We start from the raw sequence: 22,438 nt of genomic DNA on the forward strand, positions 1-22,438 counted from the left end.
GCAAAAGAGAAGAATCTTATCAGATAAGTCTGCCGGCGGCAAAGGCAGCGGCAGATAAGGAGCGGGAAACGGCAGAGGAAAGATATGGAGAACAGATATAAGATTATACTTTCGGGAAATCAGATTTATAAAGAAGCAGAACTTCCGGCTGATATGGAACGGGTTACGGTAGGAACGGGAATCGACTGTACGGTGCGTTTGAGAAGAGATCTGTTTTTTGAATCGATACAGATTGAATTTGTGAAAGAAAGCGGTGGATGGAGAGCGACATGTTCGGACAACATTTATTTTACGGAAGGCGATATCCGAAAATATATGACGCGGAAAGTGATCCACGGAGATACTTTGGAAGTCAGGTATCAGGAATCAGAAGGACTTGTATTTAGAATTGATTTTCAGATCAATTTTGACAGCGGATCGCATCGCTGTGAGCGGATGATCAATTTGGACAGGTATCAGACGATTTCAATCGGAAACAACTCAGCATATGAAATTGCACTATCAGGCGTTTATGCAAAGAGAGAATTTGTCCGGCTGACGCGGGGACAAGGCGGCTGGACGCTTGAAGTTATGAACAGTGAGTACGGAGTATATCACAACGGGAAGAAGACAGAACAAAAAGAATGGATCAAAGACGGGGATTTCTTTTCCGTTGCAGATTATTACTTTTTCTTAAAAGGGAACGCACTGTGGGCGGAGATCAGAAGCGATCTGACAGTGAACGGACTTGGTTTCGGGGATTATCCGGAAAGAAACGGGTATCCGAGATTTTCGAGAAATACACGGCTGAAAACGGTGATATGTGAGGACAAGATCGAGATTTTAGATCCGCCTTCAAAGCCGCAGAAACCGAAAAGTAATTTATTTATGAAATTATTTCCGTCCTTCGGAATGCTGATCGCGGCAGGCGCGATGGCGTTCATGGGAGGAACGATGATTATTTTTTCTCTTATATCATGTACGATCGCGATCATAACAGCGGTAGTCGGTGTGATGGAGGGAAAGAAAGAGTTTCGGGAAAAGACGGCGAACCGGATCGAAGTATATCAGAAATATATTGCGTCAAAACGTCAGGAAATCGAAGAGTGCAGAAATAGAGAATGGACAGAACGTAATGAAATCTATATTCCGGCAGAGCAGGAGATTCAGCAGGTGGAAACATTTTCTCCGGATCTGTTTGACCGGACGCCGCAGGATGAAGATTTTCTTTGTGTCCGTCTCGGAAGCGGTCCGATCGAGTCTGCCCGTCAGGTAAATTACAAGAAACAGGAGAAGCTGGAAATTGAAGACGATTTAAGTCTTCTTCCTGAGCAGACGGCGAGTTTTTATAAAGAACTTCAAAATGCGCCGGTCATATGTGATCTGAAAAATGTAAATGCAGTCGGCATTACAGGAGAAGAGGCAGATCGGTTTGAACTTTTGAAACTGATCGTTACAGATGTGGCGCTTCGTCATTTTGCGGCAGATGTAAAATTGTTTTTCGTGGCGGAAAAAGAACATGCCGGACGGATGCACTTGTTCCGTTTTCTTCCGGGAGCGTACTGCGTACAGACAGATACGAGAGGAATTGTAACAGACGATGAGAGCAAGACGCTTATTTTTGAGTATTTGTACAAAGAGCTGACAATGAGAGCACAGGAGAAGAGATCGTATCCGCATCTGCTCATCTTTTTCTATGACGAATACGGATATAAGAAGCATCCGATCTCACAGTTTACAGAAAAAGGAAAAGATCTGGGAGTCACTTTTTTGTTTTTCGGACAGACACGCGCGGACATTCCGGTAGGATGCGACTATGTCGTACAGTTGTCCGGCGGTTACAGAGGCGTTTTGATCAACGCAGCGGAGAAATCAAAGACAGTACCGTTTGTATCTTCTCAGATCAGCGACACTTTGGCAGTACGCATTGTCAGGACGTTAGCTCCGGTTTGTACGGATGAAGTTTCATTGGAAGGTGAACTGATAAAAAATATATCAATGTTTAAGATGCTGAATATTTTGTCTGTGGAAGATCTTGATCTCAAAGCAAGATGGTCTGCGTCTAAAGTTACGAAGTCAATGGCAGCTCCGGTCGGAGTCTCAAAGACAGGGATCGTTATGCTTGACCTTCATGACAAAGCTCATGGTCCGCACGGTCTTGTTGCGGGAACGACAGGATCTGGAAAATCAGAGATATTGCAGACGTATATCCTTTCGATGGCAACGCTCTATCATCCTTACGAAGCGGCGTTTGTCATCATTGACTTCAAGGGCGGAGGTATGGTGAATCAGTTCGCGCAGCTGCCCCATCTGCTTGGCGCGATCACAAATATTGATGGGAATGCCATCAATCGGTCGCTTAAGTCGATCAAAGCAGAATTGCAGAAGAGACAGAAATATTTCGCACAGGCGGACGTCAACCATATCGATAAATATATCCGAAAATATAAAGCGGGCGAAGTAAGCGAACCGCTTCCGCATCTGATCATCATTGTAGATGAATTTGCAGAGCTGAAAGCGGAACAGCCGGAATTTATGAAAGAGCTGATCTCGGCAGCGCGTATCGGAAGAAGTCTTGGAGTACATCTGATTCTGGCGACTCAAAAACCTGCAGGTCAGGTCAATGAACAGATATGGAGTAACTCCCGTTTTAAACTCTGTCTGAAAGTGCAGAGCAAAGAAGACAGTAACGAAGTGCTGAAATCTCCTCTTGCCGCAGAAATCAAAGAACCCGGACGAGCTTATCTGCAAGTAGGAAACAATGAGATATTTGAATTGTTCCAGTCGGCATACAGCGGAGTGCCGGAAAGAGAAGACGAAGGAACAGGAAAAGCATTTACGATATATGAAGTTCCGGACGGCGGGAAAAAAGTTCCGGTTTATGTAAAGAAAAAGAACAAAGGACAGGAAGGGATGAACAATCAGCTTGAGGCGATCGTTTCTTATGTGTCCGAATATTTCCGTTCGATTCAAATACCGCAGCTTCCCGATATCTGTCTGCCTCCGCTTAGAGAGTGTATCGAATTCCCGCCGGTATCAAAAGAGGCAGTACAAGAGCAGAAAAAAGAAGTCGGATTTTATGCGTGGATCGGCGTTTATGACGATCCCGATCACCAGAATCAGGATCAGTATGCAGTGAATTTAAGCGCGGCAAATATGATCATTATCGGTTCGGCGCAGACCGGAAAGACGACGATTCTGCAAAATGTGATCCGAAGTCTTTCGGAACAGTATACGCCGGATGAGGTGGCGATCTACATTATAGACTTTGCGTCTATGGTATTGAAAAACTTTGAGACGCTCAATCATGTAGGCGGCGTTGTCAGTTCCTCCGAAGATGAGAAACTGAAAAATCTGTTTAAAATGCTTTGGGAAGAGATGGAAACTCGAAAAGAGAAACTATTATCTGTCGGAGTAAGCTCATTTGTTGCGTACAAAGAGGCGGGGCGCACCGATATGAAGCAGATTGTTCTTATTATAGATAATCTTACTGCGCTGAAAGAATTGTATTTTCAAGATGATGACGAACTGCTGAATCTGTGTCGGGAAGGAATTACAGTCGGAATTTCTATTGTGATCGCGAATGCACAGACGGCAGGGATCGGATACAAATATTTGTCGTCTTTTTCTAACAGGATCGCGTTATTCTGCAATGACGGAAACGAATACTCTGCGATTTTTGAACATTGTAACAGGAGACTTGAGCATCTTCCGGGAAGATGTTTCGCAGAAGTGGATAAACAGATACTTGAATGTCAGGCGTATCTGCCGTTTGCAGGAGAAAAAGAATTTGAAAGAGCGGAAGCAATCCGCGGATATATCGAAAAACGAAACGGAGAATGTACTGAGGTGGCTCGGAAGATCCCGTTGATCCCGCCTGTTTTGAGCATGAATTATATGGCACAGCAGTTTGGAAATATGATGCGCGGACATTTCGACCTGGCGGCAGGATTAAATTACGAAGATGTGATGCCGTATATGCTTCGTATGTCTTCGATTGGTGTATTGGCGGTTGTCGGAAGAGAGGGCAGCGGACGCTATAACTGGATAAAATATGTGGCGGATATGCTGGAATTGATGTATCCGGGCAGATCAAAAGTTTATATTTCGGACGGAATCGGGAAGAAGCTTGCTTCCATGAAAGAAAAAAGAAATGTCGTTCGTTACAGCATGATCGCGGAAGATATCGTTTCTTATCTGAAAGAGATCGAAGAAGAACTGCAAAGCAGATATGAACTTCTTGCAAAAGGGATCGAAAGCGATCCGGCAGAAGCAGATTACATGCTTCTTATTATCGATAATCCTGATGCGATCGAGCAGATCAGCAATAGTAAAGAGGCGCTTGCATCGTATAAAAATATTATCGGACGCTACCGGAACATGAATGTAGGCGTGATTATATCGGCAATCGAAAATGCGCCGATCCCATACAGCGCGCCGGAGGTGATCAAAGGCATCCGGGACGGAAGACATCTGATGTATTTCGGAGATATTTCAGAATTGAAGATTTACGATATGCCGCTCGCCGTGACAAGAAAGTTCAAAAAACCGATCGAGACAGGCGACGGATATTACATAAAAGAAAATGAGTGTATTAAATTGAAGACCCCGTTCATTGCGGGAGAGTAGGATATATATCCGGAAGACCGGTATATATAAATAAAAAATTTTATAGGAGGTAGCAATTATGGCTAGTCAAATCAGAATTTCACCGGATCAGATGAGAGAAAGGGCAAATTCGTACCAAACAGAATCAGGGAATGTCAGCGAGATGATCGGAAGATTAGATTCGTTACTTCAGTCTCTTTTAGGAGAATGGGAAGGATCGGCAAGCGAGGCTTACAGAGAACGTTATGAAAGTCTGCGGCCGGCGTTTACGCAGGCAGAAGAATTGCTTGCGGAGATTTCAAAAGCGTTGAATACGACAGCTCAAAATATGGAAAATGTAGACGAAAGTATTGCAAGCGGATTCAGAGGATAGTACGAAAAAGCAGGTTTAAAGGCAGCGGCGGATAAAACCGCGTTCCGCATTTCCCCTTTTGTGGGAAATGCGGAACTTAAAAAGCTTAAATAGTAACAGTTCAGCCGTACAGCAGCGTTAGCCATGATAAGTACGCAGCGCGGCTTTACGAATGGCGCGGACTGAGCGGTTACCTTAAATGAATTGAAACAGAAAGGAAAAGCATGATGGGAGAAAACGTAAAAAAAGAGACGGTAGATTATCTTCCGCTTGGAAGTGTTGTGATCTTAAAGGGAGGCGTGCAGAAAGTTGTTGTGATTGCCAGAGGGCTTTTGTCGGTTGCGACAGGGAAAGAAGGTTATTTTGATTACGGCGGATGTCTGTACCCGCAAGGACTGGTCGGAGATCAGATCTTATATTTTAATCACAGAGATATCGTAAAAGTTGTTTTCAGCGGATTTCACGATGACGATGATAAGATGATGGTAGACAATATCAATCAGTGGTATATGGAATCACCATATGAACGCACAGACGTAGAAAAACTTGTAAGAGAGCGGGGCGCTCAAGATGGCGGAAAACTCGGCTGAGGAAAGAAGAAAAAGGGCAAGAGTGTGTGAGGCGCGCAGCGAAAAAAGCGCGCGTGAACGGGAGAAAGCAGAAAAAGAATCAAAGCGCGCCGCGAATGAAAAAAAGATCGAAAGATTAAAAACGGCGAGAGACAGTATCCAGTCGCAGAAAAATTCGGCAAAAGCAAAGCGGAAAAAACTGGAAAAATATGCAAACGGTGATGAAATCGGAGAATGGATCGGGAAGGAACAGACGGCGACAGTATATAGTATAGAAGGAAACGTTGTCGGACAGTACAATACTTATATTGAGCGTATTGACGATGTTGTAGACGCGCTTTGCAATGAAATAACAAGGCTGGAAAATGAAAACATGCAGTTGAGTTGGGATGTGCTTCATATAGGATCTTTGATCAATTCTCTTGTCAATGAGATCCGTACACTTTGCAATTAAGTATTATACGAGGAGGTATCACTATGGCAACGTTGCAATCGTTGGGATCGGTAGCAGGTCTGATCAATCTCGACTATGGGAAATTTAAGTATGCTGTCGACCAGATGAGAACAAGCGCCGACGGAATTAACGGGAATGTAGAAGAAAGAGCGCGGGGAGCTGAGCGATCAGAAGCTCTTGATGAGTTTGCAGAGCAGTTCGTTCAGCTGCAAAGAATCATAAGTCTTTATAAATCACTTATAAAAAAAGATATTGATGCGATTGAAACTACGGGAGAACAACTGAAAGAAATAGATTTAAAATTAGAGGGTGTATGGAAAGGTCTTCAAATGTTGAAATAAAGTGATTGAGAACAGCAGAAATACATGAGAAAATAAAAATAAAAAAGGAAAGCAAAAAGAGTGAACGTGGAAAATAAACGAGATGATAGAAAAAAGAAAATTCGGGAAATTGCCGGAGGAATTTTGTGTATTGCAGTTTTGCTTTTTATTGTTATGCAAATTATGCTGCCGGAAACAGGCATAGGTGGGATGGTGAACGAAGGGTCAATGGCAGTTTTATTTTTCGGAGTAGGAGCAGTCTGTGCTTATGCAGCTATCAAGAAAAGAAAAGAAGATAAATCTGCGCTTGTTCTCGGTTTATGCTTAGCAGTTTTAGCATGTGTTCCCGGTGGCTGGATCTCTGGGAAGGTCGCAGCAGATCTTATAGAAGGACCAAAAACGATCCGTCTGACATCGGTTACAACAGAGGAACTCAACGGATTATCAGGGTTAATTTCTCATCACTATTATTTATGCGGCAGAGGGGAAGACGGAAAGCAGTATCGGCTGGAAGTATCGGCAGATGAGTTTTATGAGTTGGAAAATATACATGAAATCATTGTACGATGTTATTCGAGAACAGAGCGGATTTTGGAATTTTTGTAATAGTTAAAATGAACTGTTACGGAATTTTTCGGGATAGTTTTTCGATATGCAGACATTGTACAGAGATTTTGATGAAATATCAGAGGAAAAATTATGAGTGGACAATATAAAATAATGTATAGTTCTATGGATCAATTTTATGATCAGACAAACGGGCGCATGGCAGAATGGGTCAGTCAGTTAGAACCGTGGGTTAAGGCGTGTGAAAATCTTGGAAATATGGAATGTTATCAAGGAAAAAGCGCGGAGTCTGTTAAAACGTATCTGAAAGAAGTGCATATGACGCTGCTTACTTCTATACAGCAGGCAATACAGTTATATAGGACAAAATATCTTTTTTACCGTGAAGGATATTATGATATGGAAGGGGACTTATATGCAGTCATTCCCCAGAAGACGTTACTTTCTGTAAAAGACCGGATGAAAACAGAGATCGAAGACGTATCTGATTCTTCTCTAATAGTACAAACAAGTTTGTTAAATGTATCGGATCTTATTGCTTTGCAGGCGCCTAATTCGTATTATTTAAAAGATTCTATGGAAGAAGTAAAGCAGAATGTAACAGACTTCAATCAAAATATTATAGATTATGAAGCGCAGCATAAGTCAGAAGCAAACGGGGAATTGGCAGATCTGCTTCAGTCATTATTTGCAACGCTTACAGAATATTATACAAACGGAACGAATGTGACATCGTATCAGTCGGGAGACTGTTTCGGAAATTCACATATGCCGGAGCTTTGTCAGCATGTACTGACAGCGAATGAGTATTTGAAAGAAAATGCGGAAGAGATCGAGCTTGCAGAAGTAAAGATGCAGGAAGTATTCGCACAGCAATATGAAGATGCGTGTAAGGCAAGAGAAGAGGAAGGCGCAATAAAATTGCTGACAGGAGGCGCTGCGGCAATTACCGGAATCTTGGCAATCGTCGGAACTGGAGGGATGGCAACTCCGGTTGTGATAGGCGTATGGGTTACAGGAGGATCGACCGCTCTCTATGGGGCGAGTAAAGCGATAGAGGGCATTCAGGACGTTCATTATGGAAGAGCTAAAGATCTGACAAGTAAGTCTTTTAATTTTATCAGAGATACAGTATTTCAGGGGAATCAAGAGGCATATGACGCATGGGGAAATATAAATATGATGGTTGCGGGTCTTTTAGTTCCTATTGGTCAAGGAACTAAGGCGGGGGCCGGTCTTGGAGTAAAGGCAATCGCGCGCGAAAGCGCGAAACGAGTAGCAAAAGAGGCTGTAAAAGACATGGCGGTTGATTTTACTGCCGAAACTATGACAAACTGGGCGCGTGAAGAGCTGGATTTGGGCGACTTTCAGACGGAACTTCTTAAAACAGGACTTGAGTTTGGATTGGATAAAGGACTTGATAAGGTGGGAAGTAAACATGTTCCGTTTACAGATGATATGACATTTTCAGAGGCGAAACGGTATAATCAATCGATGCAGAACATGGAAAGCGGAAAACATAACCCTCCGGGACTATCTGATGCAGATATGGATGCGTGGGATTTTGCAAATCAGAAAGTGTCCGAGCATATAGCGGTGAAGAAAGTTGATCACAATGAAGTGATAAAAATCCGTTCAGAGTATGCGAAAAAACAGGAAAGCTTTTTGCATCCAAAGACAGATGCAGACAGCGCAAAGACTGCGACATTTACAAATCAGGAAGCAGAAGATCTCGCATTTGGCGCAATAAAAGGAAAGGGTAAATCGGATGCCGTCGTGCTTGGTAAGTTTGAGGACGGAAAATCGACTTCATATGATAAAATAGCGCAAGAATATGACGCACAGTATTATAATTTGGATGAGTGGGATGAGCTGGCAAAAACGTATTCGAGAGATGAAATGTGGAAAGTAAATGAGAAATTTCTTGATATTGAAATCGCGTCGGGAAGAGATATATACTTATCTCATGATCCGGCGAAATTCAGCGGAGACGGAAGTTTTTTTGCGAAAGAGATCGAGTATTTGCGGCAACATGGATATAAATTTGTAAAAGAGGGTGATTTGTGGCATGCTGTACAGTAAGGCTGAGCGCAATTTGACTTATCAAGACCAGAGTAAAGGCGGATTGCAGCTTGAAAAATAAGGAGGCTGTAAAACGGTGAGTATGAAAACGAGAGATGAAAAAGAAAAGAAACGAGATTTATTTACAACAATTTTTTGGATTTTAGTGCTGGTTTTTTTGATTGTTAAAATTGTAATCCCGGAAACAGGTGTATTGGGAATGGTAAATGAAGGTTCAAATGCGGTTTTATTTTTCGGTATCGGAGGAAGCTGTGTGTGGACGATCATTCATAAAAGGAAGACAAATAAAACGGCGGTTGTTTTCGGAGTATTGCTGCTGGTATTGACATTAGGTATTGGCGGATGGATATCAGGAAAGCTTGTATTGGATCTTATATCAGGACCGGAGGTTGTGCGTCTGACGTCAGTTACTATGCGTGAATCGTCGGGAATATATGGTCTTATTTCACGGCATTACTATTTATGCGGAAGAGATGACGAGTGGACGGAATATCAGATGGAAATTTCTTCGGATGAGTATTATGAGTTAGAAGGAGAAGAGCAGGTGACTGTGTTGTGTTACCCAAGAACAGAGCGGATTTTAAAGTTTTTGTGATTTTGCCGACAGACATCATGTATCGGATTGAAACAGGAAGCCCACAGGCTTCAGACAATGGGTAGTTCACAATATGAATATATGGAGCGGAAACGTATGGAGACAGAGCAAAAGGAAATGATGTGTAAATATAAGAAGATTATTTGTAAAATATTCGGCGAACAGATACGGGTGATCGGTGAAAGCAGTGCGATCGGCCCTATGGGGCAGTTTCAGATCAGATTTTTCTATGAGCCGACAAAAATTTATGTTACACTGGATGCAGACCGCGGGGCATTTACGTTTGATCTGAAAGATGAAGCGAAAGATTGGAATACGTTGTACAGAATAAAAAAGTTTGACAACTGTATGACAGAAAAGTGTCTTGAAAATGCGGCGGTTATTTTGAAGCAGGTTCTTGAGGAAAATAAGTTCCCTCTGTATAAATCGGAGAATGATAAGCTGTACAAAAAGCAGGATGGAACGTACCGCAGGATAAAAGATATCTATGCAGAACTGGCAGGAGGAGAGTAAATTTATGGCTATAAAAGAAGTGTCAGAACGATATTTGGAATTAAGGCAAAATGCTTTGGATTATACATTTGAACAGATGAATCTTCAGCTTGAAAATGATAAGCAGGTTTATCTAGCAGTATTTGATATACCGGTGGAGAGCGCGATCATCGGTAATAAAACGAAGACTCTTGTGCTCGTGTTTGGATTGAACATCCATATTTATTGTGCAAATGGTGATGCCGTGACCGGATTGGAGCAGAATGCGAAAGCGAAACAGGCGATGCAGTCTCTTTTCATCAGTTGTCCGCAAGCGCTTGATGAGATGACGCTGACTCACAAGACAGATTTTTACGAAAGTAAAAATGTAAGAGCTTATTTAAAAACAAGAAAAGGCGTTTACTTCAAAGAGCTTACAGGAGAAACTAAGAAAGAACGCTTTTTGGAAATGCTTATGCGGAACGTGACAGAGGAGGTAAATTTCCGTCATTGACAAAAAACGTAATCTGTGCCAAAATAATTTAGAATCAGCCGATTGGAACAATGTTTGTTGTTACAAAGCGGGAGATTAAAAAATATAACAGAAACAAAATCATAATTTCAGAAATTAGACTATGAACATATGTGAGTAGAGTAGGCAGAGCGACCCAGAGACGGAGTGTCATCGGCTGAGAGCATTCCGCGCGACCCTTCTTGAAGTTTCAGTATGGGAGTCTTCCGGCGAAAAGCAGTTTGTGCGTTAAGTCGGATGTTCGTGTAGCAATATTTTACACAATGAGAGCGCAGAGCAGATAGGATGCTCTGAAATAGGGTGGTACCGCGATTAACATCGTCCCTTGTTGAACAGACAAGCGACGGTGTTTTTTTGTATAGGCGACGGGCCAAAGTCCGGGCTTGCCCGAGACCTTGGCGACCGCTTACAATCCCGGAATGTGCCGTTTGGCACTTCCGGTGATTATGCTATAGAAAAATTCGATTTCCTATGGCATAGATCCCTTAGGGAGGATGCGCACGCCGCATCGAGGAAGTTCAAATGAAAAAACAATTTGGGAAGGAGAAATAAAATGAAAGATAAAATCAACAGTATTTTATCAGAAGCAAAAGGTAAGATTTCTGATGCAGTGAGCGAGGGTGAACTGCAAAATGTAAAAAGCGCGTATATCGGAAAGCAGGGTTCATTAAGTCTTTTGATGAAAGAGATCCCTACAGTGGATGTGGCGCTTCGTCCTGAGATGGGAAAACTTTTGAATCAGGCGAAAAATGAAGTGAAGGACCTGATCGATGAGAAGAGGATGGAGCTGAAGCTGAAAGCTTCGGAAGTGTCTCCTGATTTTGACTGTTCTGTTCCGGGTATCCTGCCGACAGGCGGCGGACTTCACCCGATCACGCAGATGTGTTATGACTTGAACGATACGTTCCGTTCGATGGGATTCGAGGTGTTCGAGGAAGACGAGATCACAAGTGAAATGTATGCGTTTGATAAATTGAATTTTCCGCCGAATCATCCGGCGCGTGAGAGTATGGACACATACTGGCTGGAAGGACATGACAGCGGAAGCACGAATGAGAAGCTTTGCCTTCGTCCGCATCTGACAGGCGGAAGTGTTCGCTATATGCAGACACACAAACCGCCGTATCGTTTCGTATATCCGGGTCGCGTGTACAGAAATGAGACAACGGACGCGCATCATGAGAGAGCGTTTTTCCAGTATGAGGCGCTGATCGTGGACAAAGATATTACGTTTACATCAGGTAAAGTAATGATTAAGAGTATTTTGAGCAAAGTGTTTGGAACGGACGTTCCGGTCAGAATGCGTTCCGGTTTCTTCCCGTTTGTAGAGCCGGGATTTGAGATCGACATGCAGTGTCAGGTTTGCGGCGGAAAAGGATGCAGCGTATGTAAACATGTCGGCTGGATCGAAGTTATGCCGGGCGGTTCTCCGCATCCGAACGTTCTTCGGGCAGCAGGGCTTGATCCGGATGAGTATACAGGATTTTATGTAAATATCGGTTTGGACAGACTTGTTATGATGCGCTACGGCGTGGATGACGTAAGATTGTTCCACAGCGCAGATTTAAGATTCCTGAAACAGTTTAGATAGAGGCAATTTAGATACGAGGAGAGAGACTATGAAATTATCATTATCATGGATTAGAGATTATGTAAATATTCCGGAAGATGCAGATCTGAAAAAACTGGCGTACGATCTGACAATGTCTACAGTCGAAGTGGAAGATGTGGAATATCTTGCAGAACGTTTTGAAAATATGATCGTCGGAGTGATCGAAAAGATCGAGCCGCATCCGAATGCGGACAGACTGCGAGTATGTAAAGTAAATATCGGCAGTGATGAGATCAAAGACATCGTATGCGGAGGCATTAATCTGGAAGAAGGAATGCGCGTTGCAGTATCTTGTCCGGGAGCGGTTGTCCGCTGGCACGGCGAGGGTGAGCCTGTAGTGATCAAAAATTCTAAACTTCGCGGAGTTGAGTCATTCGGTATGATCTGCGCTTCAGATGAGATCGGATTAGGCGAGCTGTTCCCGTCAGAAACAGAAGGAGAAATCCTTGATCTGTCAGCGTTTGACGTTCCGGCAGGAACTTCTTTGGCAAATGCTTTGGATATGAATGACGTGCTTCTTGAGATCGACAATAAATCAATGACAAACAGACCGGACCTTTGGGGACATTACGGAATCGCCCGCGAGATCGCGGCTCTTTATAACTTGCCGCTTGCAAAGATCGAGCCTTTCCGGGCAGACGTTCAGTCTGATTTTAAAGTCGAGATAGAAGATCCTGACAGATGTACAAGATATATCGGCGTTGAAATGTCAGGCGTGGCTGTAAAACCTGCGCCGTATAAAATGCAGAATAGAATCTGGAAAGTAGGAATGCGTCCGATCAATGCGCTTGTTGATATCACGAACTATGTAATGCTTGCAACAGGAAATCCGACACATGCATTTGACGCGGACAATATTACGGATCACATTGTTGTAAGACATGCAGGAGAAGGTGAGAAACTGCTTCTTTTAAATGATAAAGAACTTGAATTAAACGCAGATGATCTTGTAATCACAGATTCCGAAGGCGCGGTTGCTCTTGCAGGAGTTATGGGCGGAGCGAAAGATTCGATCCTGCCGAAGACGGAACGCGTGATTCTTGAAGTGGCAAACTTTGAAGCGACAGGCATCCGCCGTACGGCGCTTCGTTACGATACGCGTACAGAAGCGTCTTCCAGATATGAGAAAGCAATCGATCCTGAAAGATGCGATCAGGCGCTTGCTCTTTCAATGAAGTATTTTAAAGAGCTTTATCCTGAACTTCAGGTGACAGGATACTGCGATAATTATGTGAAAAAACTCGACAGAGCAGAGATTGACGTTAATCTGACATGGCTTGAGAAGAGACTTGGAAAACATTTGACAAACGAAGAAATCCAGGGCAAATTAGAGCAGCTTGGATTCGATGTTCAGATCGACGGAGACAACATGCATGTGACGGCGCCGACATGGCGTTCGACAGGAGATATTTCCATTAAAGACGATGTGATGGAAGAAGTTGCCAGAATGTACGGATACGATAATTTCGAGGCGACAGAGTTTACGACGACATTTACAGACTCGATCAATCAGAAAGATAAGAGTCTTGTAAGAAATATTAAAGAATATCTTGCAATACGCTGTGGAATGCAGGAAGTATATACTTATCCGTGGATGAACGATGTGTTTGTAAACGCAGTTCTGCAAAGCACAGACGGAGTTTTGAAACTTTCCACGCCTCCGGCGCCGGATATGAGCTGCATTCGTTCTTCTCTTCTGCCGAACCTTTGCGAGGCGGTTGCGAAAAACGAGCGTTACTTTAATGATTTTTCTATCTTTGAAGAGGCTCAGGTGTTCTTTGATAAAAACTACACAAATGCATATGATGAGACGGAATCTCTTCCTGAACAGCGCAGACATATCGGAGCGGCATTTGCAAGCAGCGTAAAGGACATCGGTATGCTTTTCAGAGAGGCAAAAGGAGTTCTTGAGTATATGCCGAGATATACGCATATGGAAGCGTATGAGTTTAAAAAAGAAGAAAAGCCGGTATGGGCTGACAATGTTGTGTGGCTGAATATTTACCTTGATGACGAGAAAATCGGCGATATGGGGCTTGTAGCGAAAAAAGTTTCTATGGAATGCGGCATTAAGAATCTTTCTGTGATTCTTTTTGAAATGGATGCTTCAAAACTGAAACCGCTGAAATCAAGAACGAATAAATTCGAGCATCTTGCAGAGTATCCTGAGACAGACTATGACATTTCCATGCTTTTTGATTCCGATGCAGTATGGAATGACATTTATGATGCCGTTATGGGTAAAAAGAAAGCAAGCGCCCTTTTAAAAGACGCATCGTTTGTAGATGAATACAGAGGAAAACAGATTCCGCAGGGCAAAAAATCCGTAACGATCAGACTGACGATCGGATCTGATGAGAAAACGCTGACATCACAGGAGATCGAAAGCGTCGCCGAACAGGTTATGAAAAAACTCGGAAAGAAAATGGGCGCAGAGCTTAGAACACAATAAAACAAGGCTTGCTTCTTAGAAATAACAGGAGATAAACCGAATATGAAAACAAGTGATTTTTATTATGATCTTCCGGAGGAGTTGATCGCGCAGGATCCGCTTGAAGACCGTTCCTCTTCCAGACTTATGACAGTGGACAAAGAAACCGGTAAGATCGGACATCATGTATTCAGTGAGATTATCGATTATTTGAATGAAGGCGATTGTCTCGTGATAAATGATACAAAGGTAATCCCTGCCAGATTGATCGGAGCAAAAGAAGAAACCGGAGCGAAGATCGAAGTGCTTCTTCTGAAAAGAGGAGCGGATGATGTGTGGGAAACGCTCGTGAAACCCGGTCGTAAGGCAAAACCGGGAACGCGGATTAGTTTCGGAGACGGGCTGCTCGTAGGAGAAGTTGTCGATATCGTGGACGAAGGAAACAGACTGATCCATTTTGAATACGAAGGTATCTTTGAAGAAATATTAGATCAGCTCGGTCAAATGCCTCTTCCGCCGTATATTACGCATCAGCTTCAGGATAAGAACAGATATAATACGGTTTATGCAGAACATTCAGGTTCAGCAGCCGCTCCGACGGCAGGACTTCATTTTACGCCGGAACTACTTAGAAAAATTGAAGAAAAAGGCGTTGATATTGCAAGAGTAACATTACATGTAGGTTTGGGAACATTTCGTCCTGTCAAAGTTGACGATGTGGAAAATCATCATATGCACTCGGAATTTTATATGATAAATGAAGAAGCGGCGGAGAAGATCAACCATGCCAAAGACAGGGGCGGACGCGTGATCTGTGTCGGAACGACAAGCTGCCGCACGATTGAATCTGCGGCAGATGAAAACGGACGTTTAAAGGCTTGCAGTGGCTGGACGGAGATTTTTATTTATCCGGGTTATCGTTTTAAAACGCTGGACTGCCTGATCACAAACTTCCATTTGCCGGAGTCAACTCTTATTATGCTCGTATCCGCGCTGGCAGGAAAAGAACATGTTATGGCGGCTTATGAAGAAGCGGTGAAAGAACGATATCGTTTCTTTAGCTTTGGAGATGCCATGCTGATTTTGTAAAGTAATTCACGACAAAATAATCGGCAACCGGCCTATGGGGTTAATCCTCCCCATGCCTAAAAAGTAGGAATAGAAAAACCCACGAGGTGTGCACTCGTGGGTTTTTTGTTGACGCTCAACATGGATACGCCGTTTCTTTTTGCCTGCTGGCATTATAGCATATGCAAATATTGAATGCAATATTCATTTTCCTTGAGTTTCCGCAGTTTTATATAGTGTGATTTGGATTGAAGTAATCACGATGGATTAAAGTGTTGGCAAGCACTTCCTTTCAGGACTTTCTGCAAGCAGGGGGAAATTAAATGTTTAAAAGGTTTTAAAATTGTTGTTTTCAGGTGTAAGATTTGCGGATAAATCCCTAGTATATAGCTGAGAGGAGGATGATACGTTGGAAGAAGATAGTAAAATTATTGATTTGCTCTATAAGCGAGAGGAACAGGCTCTTATAGAATTGTCGGAAAAATACGGAACGGCGTGTAAACGTATTGCAGGCAACATTTTGAAAAATCATCGTGATGCAGAGGAATGTGTAAATGATACATACCTTGCCGTATGGAATACAATACCGCCTAAAAATCCAAATCCGTTAAGGGCTTATATATTCCGGATTATCCGAAATATATCTATTGCGAAGTACCATGAGAACACTTGTATTAAGCGGAACAGCTATTATGATGTGGCGTTGCAGGAATTGGAGAACTGTCTTATGGCAGTAATGACTGTCGAACAGGAAATGGAAGCAAATGAATTGTCGGATTTACTTGACGGCTTTCTTGAAACGTTAGATAAGAGAAGCAGAATAATGTTTGTTCGCCGTTATTGGTATTCTGATAGTATTTCAGATCTTGCGGAAAGGTTTCAAATAAGTAATAACAATGTATCAGTCCGGCTTTCACGAATTAGAGGAAAATTAAAACGATATTTAAAAAAGGAGGGCGTTGAAGTATGAGAAAAAAGGATATATCAGATGCGATTGGCAATATTAATGATCGATATATCGAAGAAGCTGCAGATTTTCAGAGAAAAAAGAAAAGGACAGGGAAGAGTTCTATTTTACAAAAGAGCGTTGCTGCCGCGGCTTCATTTATACTTGTATTTATATTATCTGTTTCGACATTGGTAGCTGCGGATTTTTCTCCGGCTTATGAATTTCTCTATACGTTGTCTCCGTCAGCAGCCCAAAAGTTAAAGCCTGTTAGTATGATAAGTGAGGATAATGGTATTAAAATAGAGGTTATTTCTGCTTATGTAGAGAGCGGAGAGGCGAAGATACTTATTTCTGTACAAGATTTGGAGGAAGACAGGATTGATGAAACGACAGATTTGTTTGATAGTTTTAGTATCAATACCTCATTTGACTGCAGTAGCTCATGTGAAAATATAAAGTATGATGCAGAGACGGAAACAGCCGTTTTTTTGATTTCTATATCGCAATGGGATAAGTATGATATTGCAGATGAGAAAATAACTTTCTCTGTGCGGGAAATATTGAGTAATAAAGAAACGTATGAAGGTTCAATATCGACATTAAATTTGGATAAGAATAGCGGTTCGGTAAAGATTTTTACTCCGTATAGTGTTTTGGGTGGGAGTGGTGCAAATAGTGAAAAGTATATGGAAGATTTTCAGGCTCTCGTATCTCAAGGAGATATAAATTCGCCTGTTTCGGGAGTTGCTCTTACGGCGATAGGATATGTGGGAGAAAAACTTCATATTCAAATCAGATATGATTCTGCGCTTGAAACGGATAATCATGGATATGTTTATTTGAAGAACAGTGATGGAGATGTTCTTGATTGTGAAGCAAGTATTTCTTTCTTTACAGATGAAGGAGAAAAAGATATGTACAGCGAATATATCTTTGACTTGTCAGATAAAAATGTTTCGGATTATGTTATTTATGGAAAGTTCACAACAAGTAATATGCACATTAAAGGGAAGTGGAGTGTTACATTTCCATTGGAAAAGGTAAGGTAATAAAAAGGTAAGATAATAAACAGCGAAAACCCGCTAACCTTCCGGCTAACGGGTTTCGTTGTTTTATAGTTATCTAAAGGAATGTTTACGCATTTACAAAGATACATGTTTACAATGTGCTTAATGGATGGTATATTATAGATATAAATAAGGCACTACTGATAGTTGGTTAGTCCAAATTTGATAAAGTTACAAAAAAGTAACCGTATTCCTTGGTCGAGGGGCGGTTACTTTTTTGATTGATTTATGTACGCTATCAGAATCGTTACAACAATACTAAGTATCATTAGTACGATGGAGAGCATTTCAAAATCACTCATAAGTTAAGCCCTCCTTTCCAAGATTTCCTGCAAACAGGATTTCTATGTAATCAGAGAGTTCGGTCTCTCTGTTGAAGGACTAACCGCCTACCATTCTCATGTAGTGCCTTGTCTTATTTTAGCAAAAGTTTCTTTTTATAACAACATATTTATCGTGAAATACAGTCGATTAAAAATCGTAAAAGTTTCTGCAAACAGCGAAAACCCGCTAACCTTCCGGCTAACGGGTTTCGTTGTTTTATAGTTATCTAAAGGAATGAGAGTAAAGCGTGATATCCTTGTTCAGGGGATATCATTACTTTTATGAGGGGGATAGTTGTTTATCAACTATCTGATACTTAGTATAAAGAGAAAATATGTCTAAAGTATGTTGAAAGAATAAAAGAATACGAAAATTTCTAAACAGAAGATTAATAAAACGGAAAAAGAGTTCTATACATTTGCGGTATTTATGGTATAATAGGCACGTTGTGCCTGCGAGCCGGGGCGGTATCGTCGGGTTTTATACAACATTTAATTAAGAATACTTACAATTTTAGAAGAAAAAGAACGAGGTGAGGTATGGAATATTTATCAGCTTTAAAAAAATCTGTTGTTGCCGGGTTGATGATCGGGATCGGCTGTACTGTTTTTTTGAATATGGACAATTCAATCGTGGCGTCATTTTTATTCGGATTAGGACTTTTTACGATTATCAATTTGGAATTGAATTTGTTTACCGGCAAGATCGGATATATCTGTAAAGAAAATTGTGCCGAGACATTGATTACTTTGGTCGGAAACGGAATCGGTGTTAATATTATGGCGTTTCTTATGAAACAAACCCGTGTCGGAGTAAGATTGGTTGAGAAGGCGGGCCCGATCGTAGAAACGAAATTGTCAGATACATATATTAGTTTGTTTTTGCTGGCTGTTTGTTGTGGAATGCTGATGTATATTGCCGTGGCAACATTTAAAAAACAGCCGAATATTTTAGGCACGATCGCAGTCTTTCTTTGCGTTTCGGTCTTTATTTTGGCAGGATTCGAGCACTGTATTGCAAATATGTTTTATTTTGGTCTTGTAAGTACACCGACAAAATATGCTGTTCCGCTTCTTATTATGATTCTCGGAAACAGTACGGGAGGTATTTTGCTGTGTAAGCTTACGCAGCATGTGCAGATTCAGAAAAACTCGGAAAATGCGTAATGCAGACAGTGATTTTCTTTGAGAATACATTTCCTGAAAAAAGGCGGATTTCAACCTGAACATACGATTTGTTCAGGTTGATTTTTTATATACGATACAATATAATGAAGCGGAGCAAAAGGAAAGGGGGTACGAAAATGTTAAAAGACAAAACAGTTTTGCTCGGAGTTACCGGAAGTATCGCTGCGTATAAGATCGCGTATCTTGCCAGTGCGCTGAAAAAGCTTCATGCGGACGTACATGTGCTTATGACGAAAAATGCGGTTAATTTTATCAATCCGATCACGTTTGAAACGCTGACGGGAAATAAGTGTCTTGTAGACACGTTTGACCGTAATTTTGAGTATAGCGTGGAGCATGTGTCTCTGGCAAAGAAAGCGGATATCGTAATGATCGCACCGGCAAGCGCCAACGTGATCGGGAAAGTCGCCCACGGCATAGCGGACGATATGCTGACAACAACGGTTATGGCATGCAGATGTAAGAAATTTATCGCGCCTGCGATGAACACGAACATGTATGAAAATCCTATCGTGCAGGACAACTTAAAGATCTTGCAGGTATACGGATACGGTGTTGTAGATCCGGCAGTGGGATACCTTGCATGCGGAGATACCGGAGCCGGAAAGATGGTTGAGCCGGACGTTCTGCTCGATGTCATTTTGCAGGAAATCGCATATGAAAAAGATCTGGCAGGTTTGAAGATCCTTGTAACGGCAGGCCCGACACAGGAAGCGGTCGATCCGGTACGGTATATTACAAACCATTCTACCGGAAAGATGGGTTATGCTATTGCAAAAATCGCATCAAGGAGAGGCGCTGAGGTGACGCTCGTATCAGGGCCAACTGCCGAGGAAGAACCTGCATTTGTAAATGTTGTAAATGTATGTTCCGCAAAGGAGATGTTCGAGGCAGTTAAGGAACGGGCGCAGGAACAGGATATCATTATCAAAGCGGCAGCAGTGGCGGATTACAGACCGAAACACATAAGAGGCAGCAAGATGAAAAAGACAGAAGACGGATCGGATCTGACGCTTGAGCTGGAACGCACAGACGATATTTTGGCTTATCTCGGAGCACACAAAAAGCAGGGGCAGTTTTTATGCGGGTTTGCAATGGAAACGGAAGACTTGATTGCAAATGCAAAAAGAAAACTGGAAAAGAAGCGGCTTGACATGATCGCCGCAAACAGTCTTCGTGTGGAAGGCGCAGGATTCGGCGGAAATACAAATGTCGTAACGGTCATCACGAAAGAGAAGGAAGTTTCACTCGGAAAAATGACAAAAGAGGAGACAGCCGCAGAACTTTTGACGATGATTGCAGAAGCCAGAAAAGTCTGATAAGAAACAGACAAAAAGCAAATGTATTGTATCCCGAAAGGGAACGATAAGAAGCAGACAAAAAGCAAATGTATTGTATCCCGAAAGGGAATGATAACAAGGAGGCAGACATGGAAAACAAAACAGTAACAGAAAACAGCACAGTATCATGTGCGGAAGAAATGAATACGGCAGAAGTATACGGCTCAGATCAGTATGCAGCGGATCTAAAGACCGCGAGCAAAGATCGGCAGACGTCGGGGAAACAGCGCTCGTCAAGTAAATTCAGTACAATGAGTATGGTTCAGGTGGCAATATTCGGAGCTGTCATATGTGTGATGGCTTTTACCCCTTTCCTCGGATATATCCCGCTTGGATTTACCCGTGCGACGATCATACATATCCCGGTTATTATCGCTTCGCTTTTGATGGGACCGAAAAAAGGCGGAGCTTTAGGATTCCTTTTTGGATTGACAAGTTTTATTAACAATACGATGAATCCGACACCGACATCGTTTGTATTTACTCCGTTTTACAGTATTGCAGGCGTAAGCGGCGGATGGGGAAGTGTGATTATCTGTTTTCTTCCCCGCATACTTGTGGGAATTATACCGTATTATGTATATAAGCTTATCATTCGTTTTTCAAATGAAAAAACAAAAAAGACCGGTGTGTCAAGCATTGGACTTGTGACTGCAGGCGTGGCGGGCGCAATGACAAATACGCTGCTTGTTATGAATCTGATTTTTCTGTTTTTCAGGGAAGCATATGCATCGGCAAATAATGTGGCGGTATCGGGCGTATACACATTTATTCTTTCTATTATCGGGATAAACGGCGTTCCGGAAGCAATCGTGGCAGGTGTGCTGACTTTATGTATCGGAAGAGCGCTTTTGAAAAAGAATGTAAGAGAAAGGCTTGGTTTTAGAAATGATATTGGCTATTAATATCGGAAATACAAACACCGTGCTCGGCTGCATTGACGGCTCAAAATGCGTGTTCGTAGAACGGATTTCAACTGTTAAGACAAAGACGGAACTGGAGTATGCGATCGATATTAAAAACGTACTCGACATCTACCATATTAAAAAGGCAGATTTAGAAGGCGGTATCATTTCGTCGGTTGTTCCGCAGATTACGATGGTTGTAAAAGCTGCGGTTGAAAAGATTTTAAAAAAGGAAGTCCTTATCGTAGGCGCGGGGATCAAGACCGGATTAAATATCAGGATCGACAATCCGGCGCAGCTTGGCAGCGACCTTGTTGTCGGAGCGGTGGCAGGGATTGCGGAATATCCGACGCCTCTTCTTATTTTTGATATGGGTACGGCAAACACGGTTTGTGTTATAGATAAAAACCGAAACTATATCGGCGGCATGATTTATCCGGGGATCGGAGTTTCTCTTGATTCCCTTACAGCCAATGCGTCTCAGCTTGGCGGGATCAGTCTGGAAGAACCGGGGCATATTATAGGAAAAAATACGGTGGACTGTATGAAAAGCGGTATCGTTTACAGCAGCACTGCGGCGATCGACGGGTTGATCGATCGACTGTCAGAAGAAGTGGACGGCGATGTAACGGTAGTTGCGACAGGGGGAGTGGCGGAAAAAATCATTCCTCATTGCAGAAGAAAGATTATTCGAGACGATGATCTTGTTTTGAAAGGACTGGAAATCATCTATCGGAAGAACTGCAGGTGACAGATCGGAGAAAATCGACCTGTGTATAAGGTAAATATAACGTAAAAAGAGAAAAGGATAGACGCGGTATAGACTATATATACAAAAAATGGCTGCGGCTATCCTTGAATTTATGTGTAAAAAAGCGAAAATATAAAAAACTTACTATTTTAAATCATAAAAATATAACAAAATATAATAAAAGTGTGATATGATAAACAGTACAACGTAGCATCGGAGTATTCGGCTTAATTTATTTATGGCTGTACTTCTGTGCGAATTTAAAGGAGGAAAAA

General features: G+C 42.2%; 19 protein-coding genes. All 19 read left to right on the forward strand.

Translation table 11 applies throughout. The features are described from left to right. Nucleotides 1–84 precede the first annotated feature (84 nt). Complete coding sequence (essC, locus tag RUMTOR_RS11880) at nucleotides 85–4,608, forward strand: type VII secretion protein EssC (protein WP_004848270.1); 4,524 nt, start codon at nucleotides 85–87, stop codon at nucleotides 4,606–4,608. Nucleotides 4,609–4,666: 58 nt separating this feature from the next. Then, complete coding sequence (locus RUMTOR_RS11885) at nucleotides 4,667–4,960, forward strand: WXG100 family type VII secretion target (RefSeq protein WP_004848272.1); 294 nt, start codon at nucleotides 4,667–4,669, stop codon at nucleotides 4,958–4,960. 203 nt (nucleotides 4,961–5,163) lie between these two features. Further along, nucleotides 5,164–5,529 (forward strand): DUF4176 domain-containing protein, encoded by a 366-nt coding sequence (locus RUMTOR_RS11890; protein WP_004848275.1) that lies wholly within the window; start codon nucleotides 5,164–5,166, stop codon nucleotides 5,527–5,529. Further along, a complete protein-coding gene (locus RUMTOR_RS11895; RefSeq protein WP_004848277.1) occupies nucleotides 5,510–5,962 on the forward strand; it encodes a DUF5082 domain-containing protein in 453 nt (150 codons plus the stop codon). Before RUMTOR_RS11890 ends, RUMTOR_RS11895 begins: the two co-directional genes overlap by 20 nt. A gap of 23 nt (nucleotides 5,963–5,985) precedes the next feature. Continuing rightward, a complete protein-coding gene (locus tag RUMTOR_RS11900; protein ID WP_004848279.1) occupies nucleotides 5,986–6,303 on the forward strand; it encodes a DUF5344 family protein in 318 nt (105 codons plus the stop codon). 66 nt (nucleotides 6,304–6,369) lie between these two features. Beyond that, nucleotides 6,370–6,888 (forward strand): hypothetical protein, encoded by a 519-nt coding sequence (locus RUMTOR_RS11905; RefSeq protein WP_227182504.1) that lies wholly within the window; start codon nucleotides 6,370–6,372, stop codon nucleotides 6,886–6,888. A 93-nt stretch (nucleotides 6,889–6,981) separates the two neighbouring features. Next, a complete protein-coding gene (locus RUMTOR_RS11910; RefSeq protein WP_004848282.1) occupies nucleotides 6,982–8,931 on the forward strand; it encodes an LXG domain-containing protein in 1,950 nt (649 codons plus the stop codon). An 82-nt stretch (nucleotides 8,932–9,013) separates the two neighbouring features. Next, nucleotides 9,014–9,526, forward strand: coding sequence for a hypothetical protein (locus RUMTOR_RS11915; RefSeq protein WP_004848283.1), 513 nt, complete (start codon nucleotides 9,014–9,016; stop codon nucleotides 9,524–9,526). A gap of 57 nt (nucleotides 9,527–9,583) precedes the next feature. After that, nucleotides 9,584–10,039: a hypothetical protein gene (locus tag RUMTOR_RS11920; RefSeq protein WP_004848285.1), complete on the forward strand. Its 456-nt coding sequence runs from the start codon at nucleotides 9,584–9,586 to the stop codon at nucleotides 10,037–10,039. Between the two features lie 4 nt (nucleotides 10,040–10,043). Continuing rightward, nucleotides 10,044–10,511: a hypothetical protein gene (locus RUMTOR_RS11925; protein ID WP_009242913.1), complete on the forward strand. Its 468-nt coding sequence runs from the start codon at nucleotides 10,044–10,046 to the stop codon at nucleotides 10,509–10,511. A gap of 571 nt (nucleotides 10,512–11,082) precedes the next feature. After that, entirely contained in the window at nucleotides 11,083–12,120 is a 1,038-nt protein-coding gene (locus tag RUMTOR_RS11930; protein WP_004848289.1) for a phenylalanine--tRNA ligase subunit alpha, read from the forward strand. A 28-nt stretch (nucleotides 12,121–12,148) separates the two neighbouring features. Then, nucleotides 12,149–14,593: a phenylalanine--tRNA ligase subunit beta gene (gene pheT, locus RUMTOR_RS11935; protein WP_004848291.1), complete on the forward strand. Its 2,445-nt coding sequence runs from the start codon at nucleotides 12,149–12,151 to the stop codon at nucleotides 14,591–14,593. Nucleotides 14,594–14,635: 42 nt separating this feature from the next. After that, nucleotides 14,636–15,661 (forward strand): tRNA preQ1(34) S-adenosylmethionine ribosyltransferase-isomerase QueA, encoded by a 1,026-nt coding sequence (gene queA / locus RUMTOR_RS11940; RefSeq protein ID WP_004848293.1) that lies wholly within the window; start codon nucleotides 14,636–14,638, stop codon nucleotides 15,659–15,661. A gap of 388 nt (nucleotides 15,662–16,049) precedes the next feature. Further along, on the forward strand, nucleotides 16,050–16,610 hold the full coding sequence (locus RUMTOR_RS11945) for an RNA polymerase sigma factor (RefSeq protein WP_009242912.1): 561 nt from the start codon (nucleotides 16,050–16,052) through the stop codon (nucleotides 16,608–16,610). Beyond that, nucleotides 16,607–17,638 carry a hypothetical protein gene (locus RUMTOR_RS11950; protein ID WP_004848296.1) on the forward strand — a complete coding sequence of 344 codons (1,032 nt, stop codon included), beginning with the start codon at nucleotides 16,607–16,609 and terminating at the stop codon, nucleotides 17,636–17,638. Before RUMTOR_RS11945 ends, RUMTOR_RS11950 begins: the two co-directional genes overlap by 4 nt. 881 nt (nucleotides 17,639–18,519) lie before the next feature. Next, nucleotides 18,520–19,146 carry a formate/nitrite transporter family protein gene (locus RUMTOR_RS11955; protein WP_004848298.1) on the forward strand — a complete coding sequence of 209 codons (627 nt, stop codon included), beginning with the start codon at nucleotides 18,520–18,522 and terminating at the stop codon, nucleotides 19,144–19,146. A 137-nt stretch (nucleotides 19,147–19,283) separates the two neighbouring features. Beyond that, nucleotides 19,284–20,486, forward strand: a complete 1,203-nt coding sequence (gene coaBC / locus RUMTOR_RS11960; RefSeq protein WP_009242910.1) for a bifunctional phosphopantothenoylcysteine decarboxylase/phosphopantothenate--cysteine ligase CoaBC — start codon at nucleotides 19,284–19,286, stop codon at nucleotides 20,484–20,486. A 110-nt stretch (nucleotides 20,487–20,596) separates the two neighbouring features. Continuing rightward, a complete protein-coding gene (locus RUMTOR_RS11965) occupies nucleotides 20,597–21,412 on the forward strand; it encodes an ECF transporter S component (RefSeq protein ID WP_004848302.1) in 816 nt (271 codons plus the stop codon). Beyond that, the gene (locus RUMTOR_RS11970; RefSeq protein ID WP_004848304.1) at nucleotides 21,396–22,163 is read left to right on the forward strand and encodes a type III pantothenate kinase; all 768 of its coding nucleotides are present in this window, start codon (nucleotides 21,396–21,398) and stop codon (nucleotides 22,161–22,163) included. Before RUMTOR_RS11965 ends, RUMTOR_RS11970 begins: the two co-directional genes overlap by 17 nt. The last annotated feature ends 275 nt before the right edge of the window (nucleotides 22,164–22,438 follow it).

This window comes from [Ruminococcus] torques ATCC 27756 (assembly GCF_000153925.1).
Classification (GTDB): domain Bacteria; phylum Bacillota; class Clostridia; order Lachnospirales; family Lachnospiraceae; genus Mediterraneibacter; species Mediterraneibacter torques.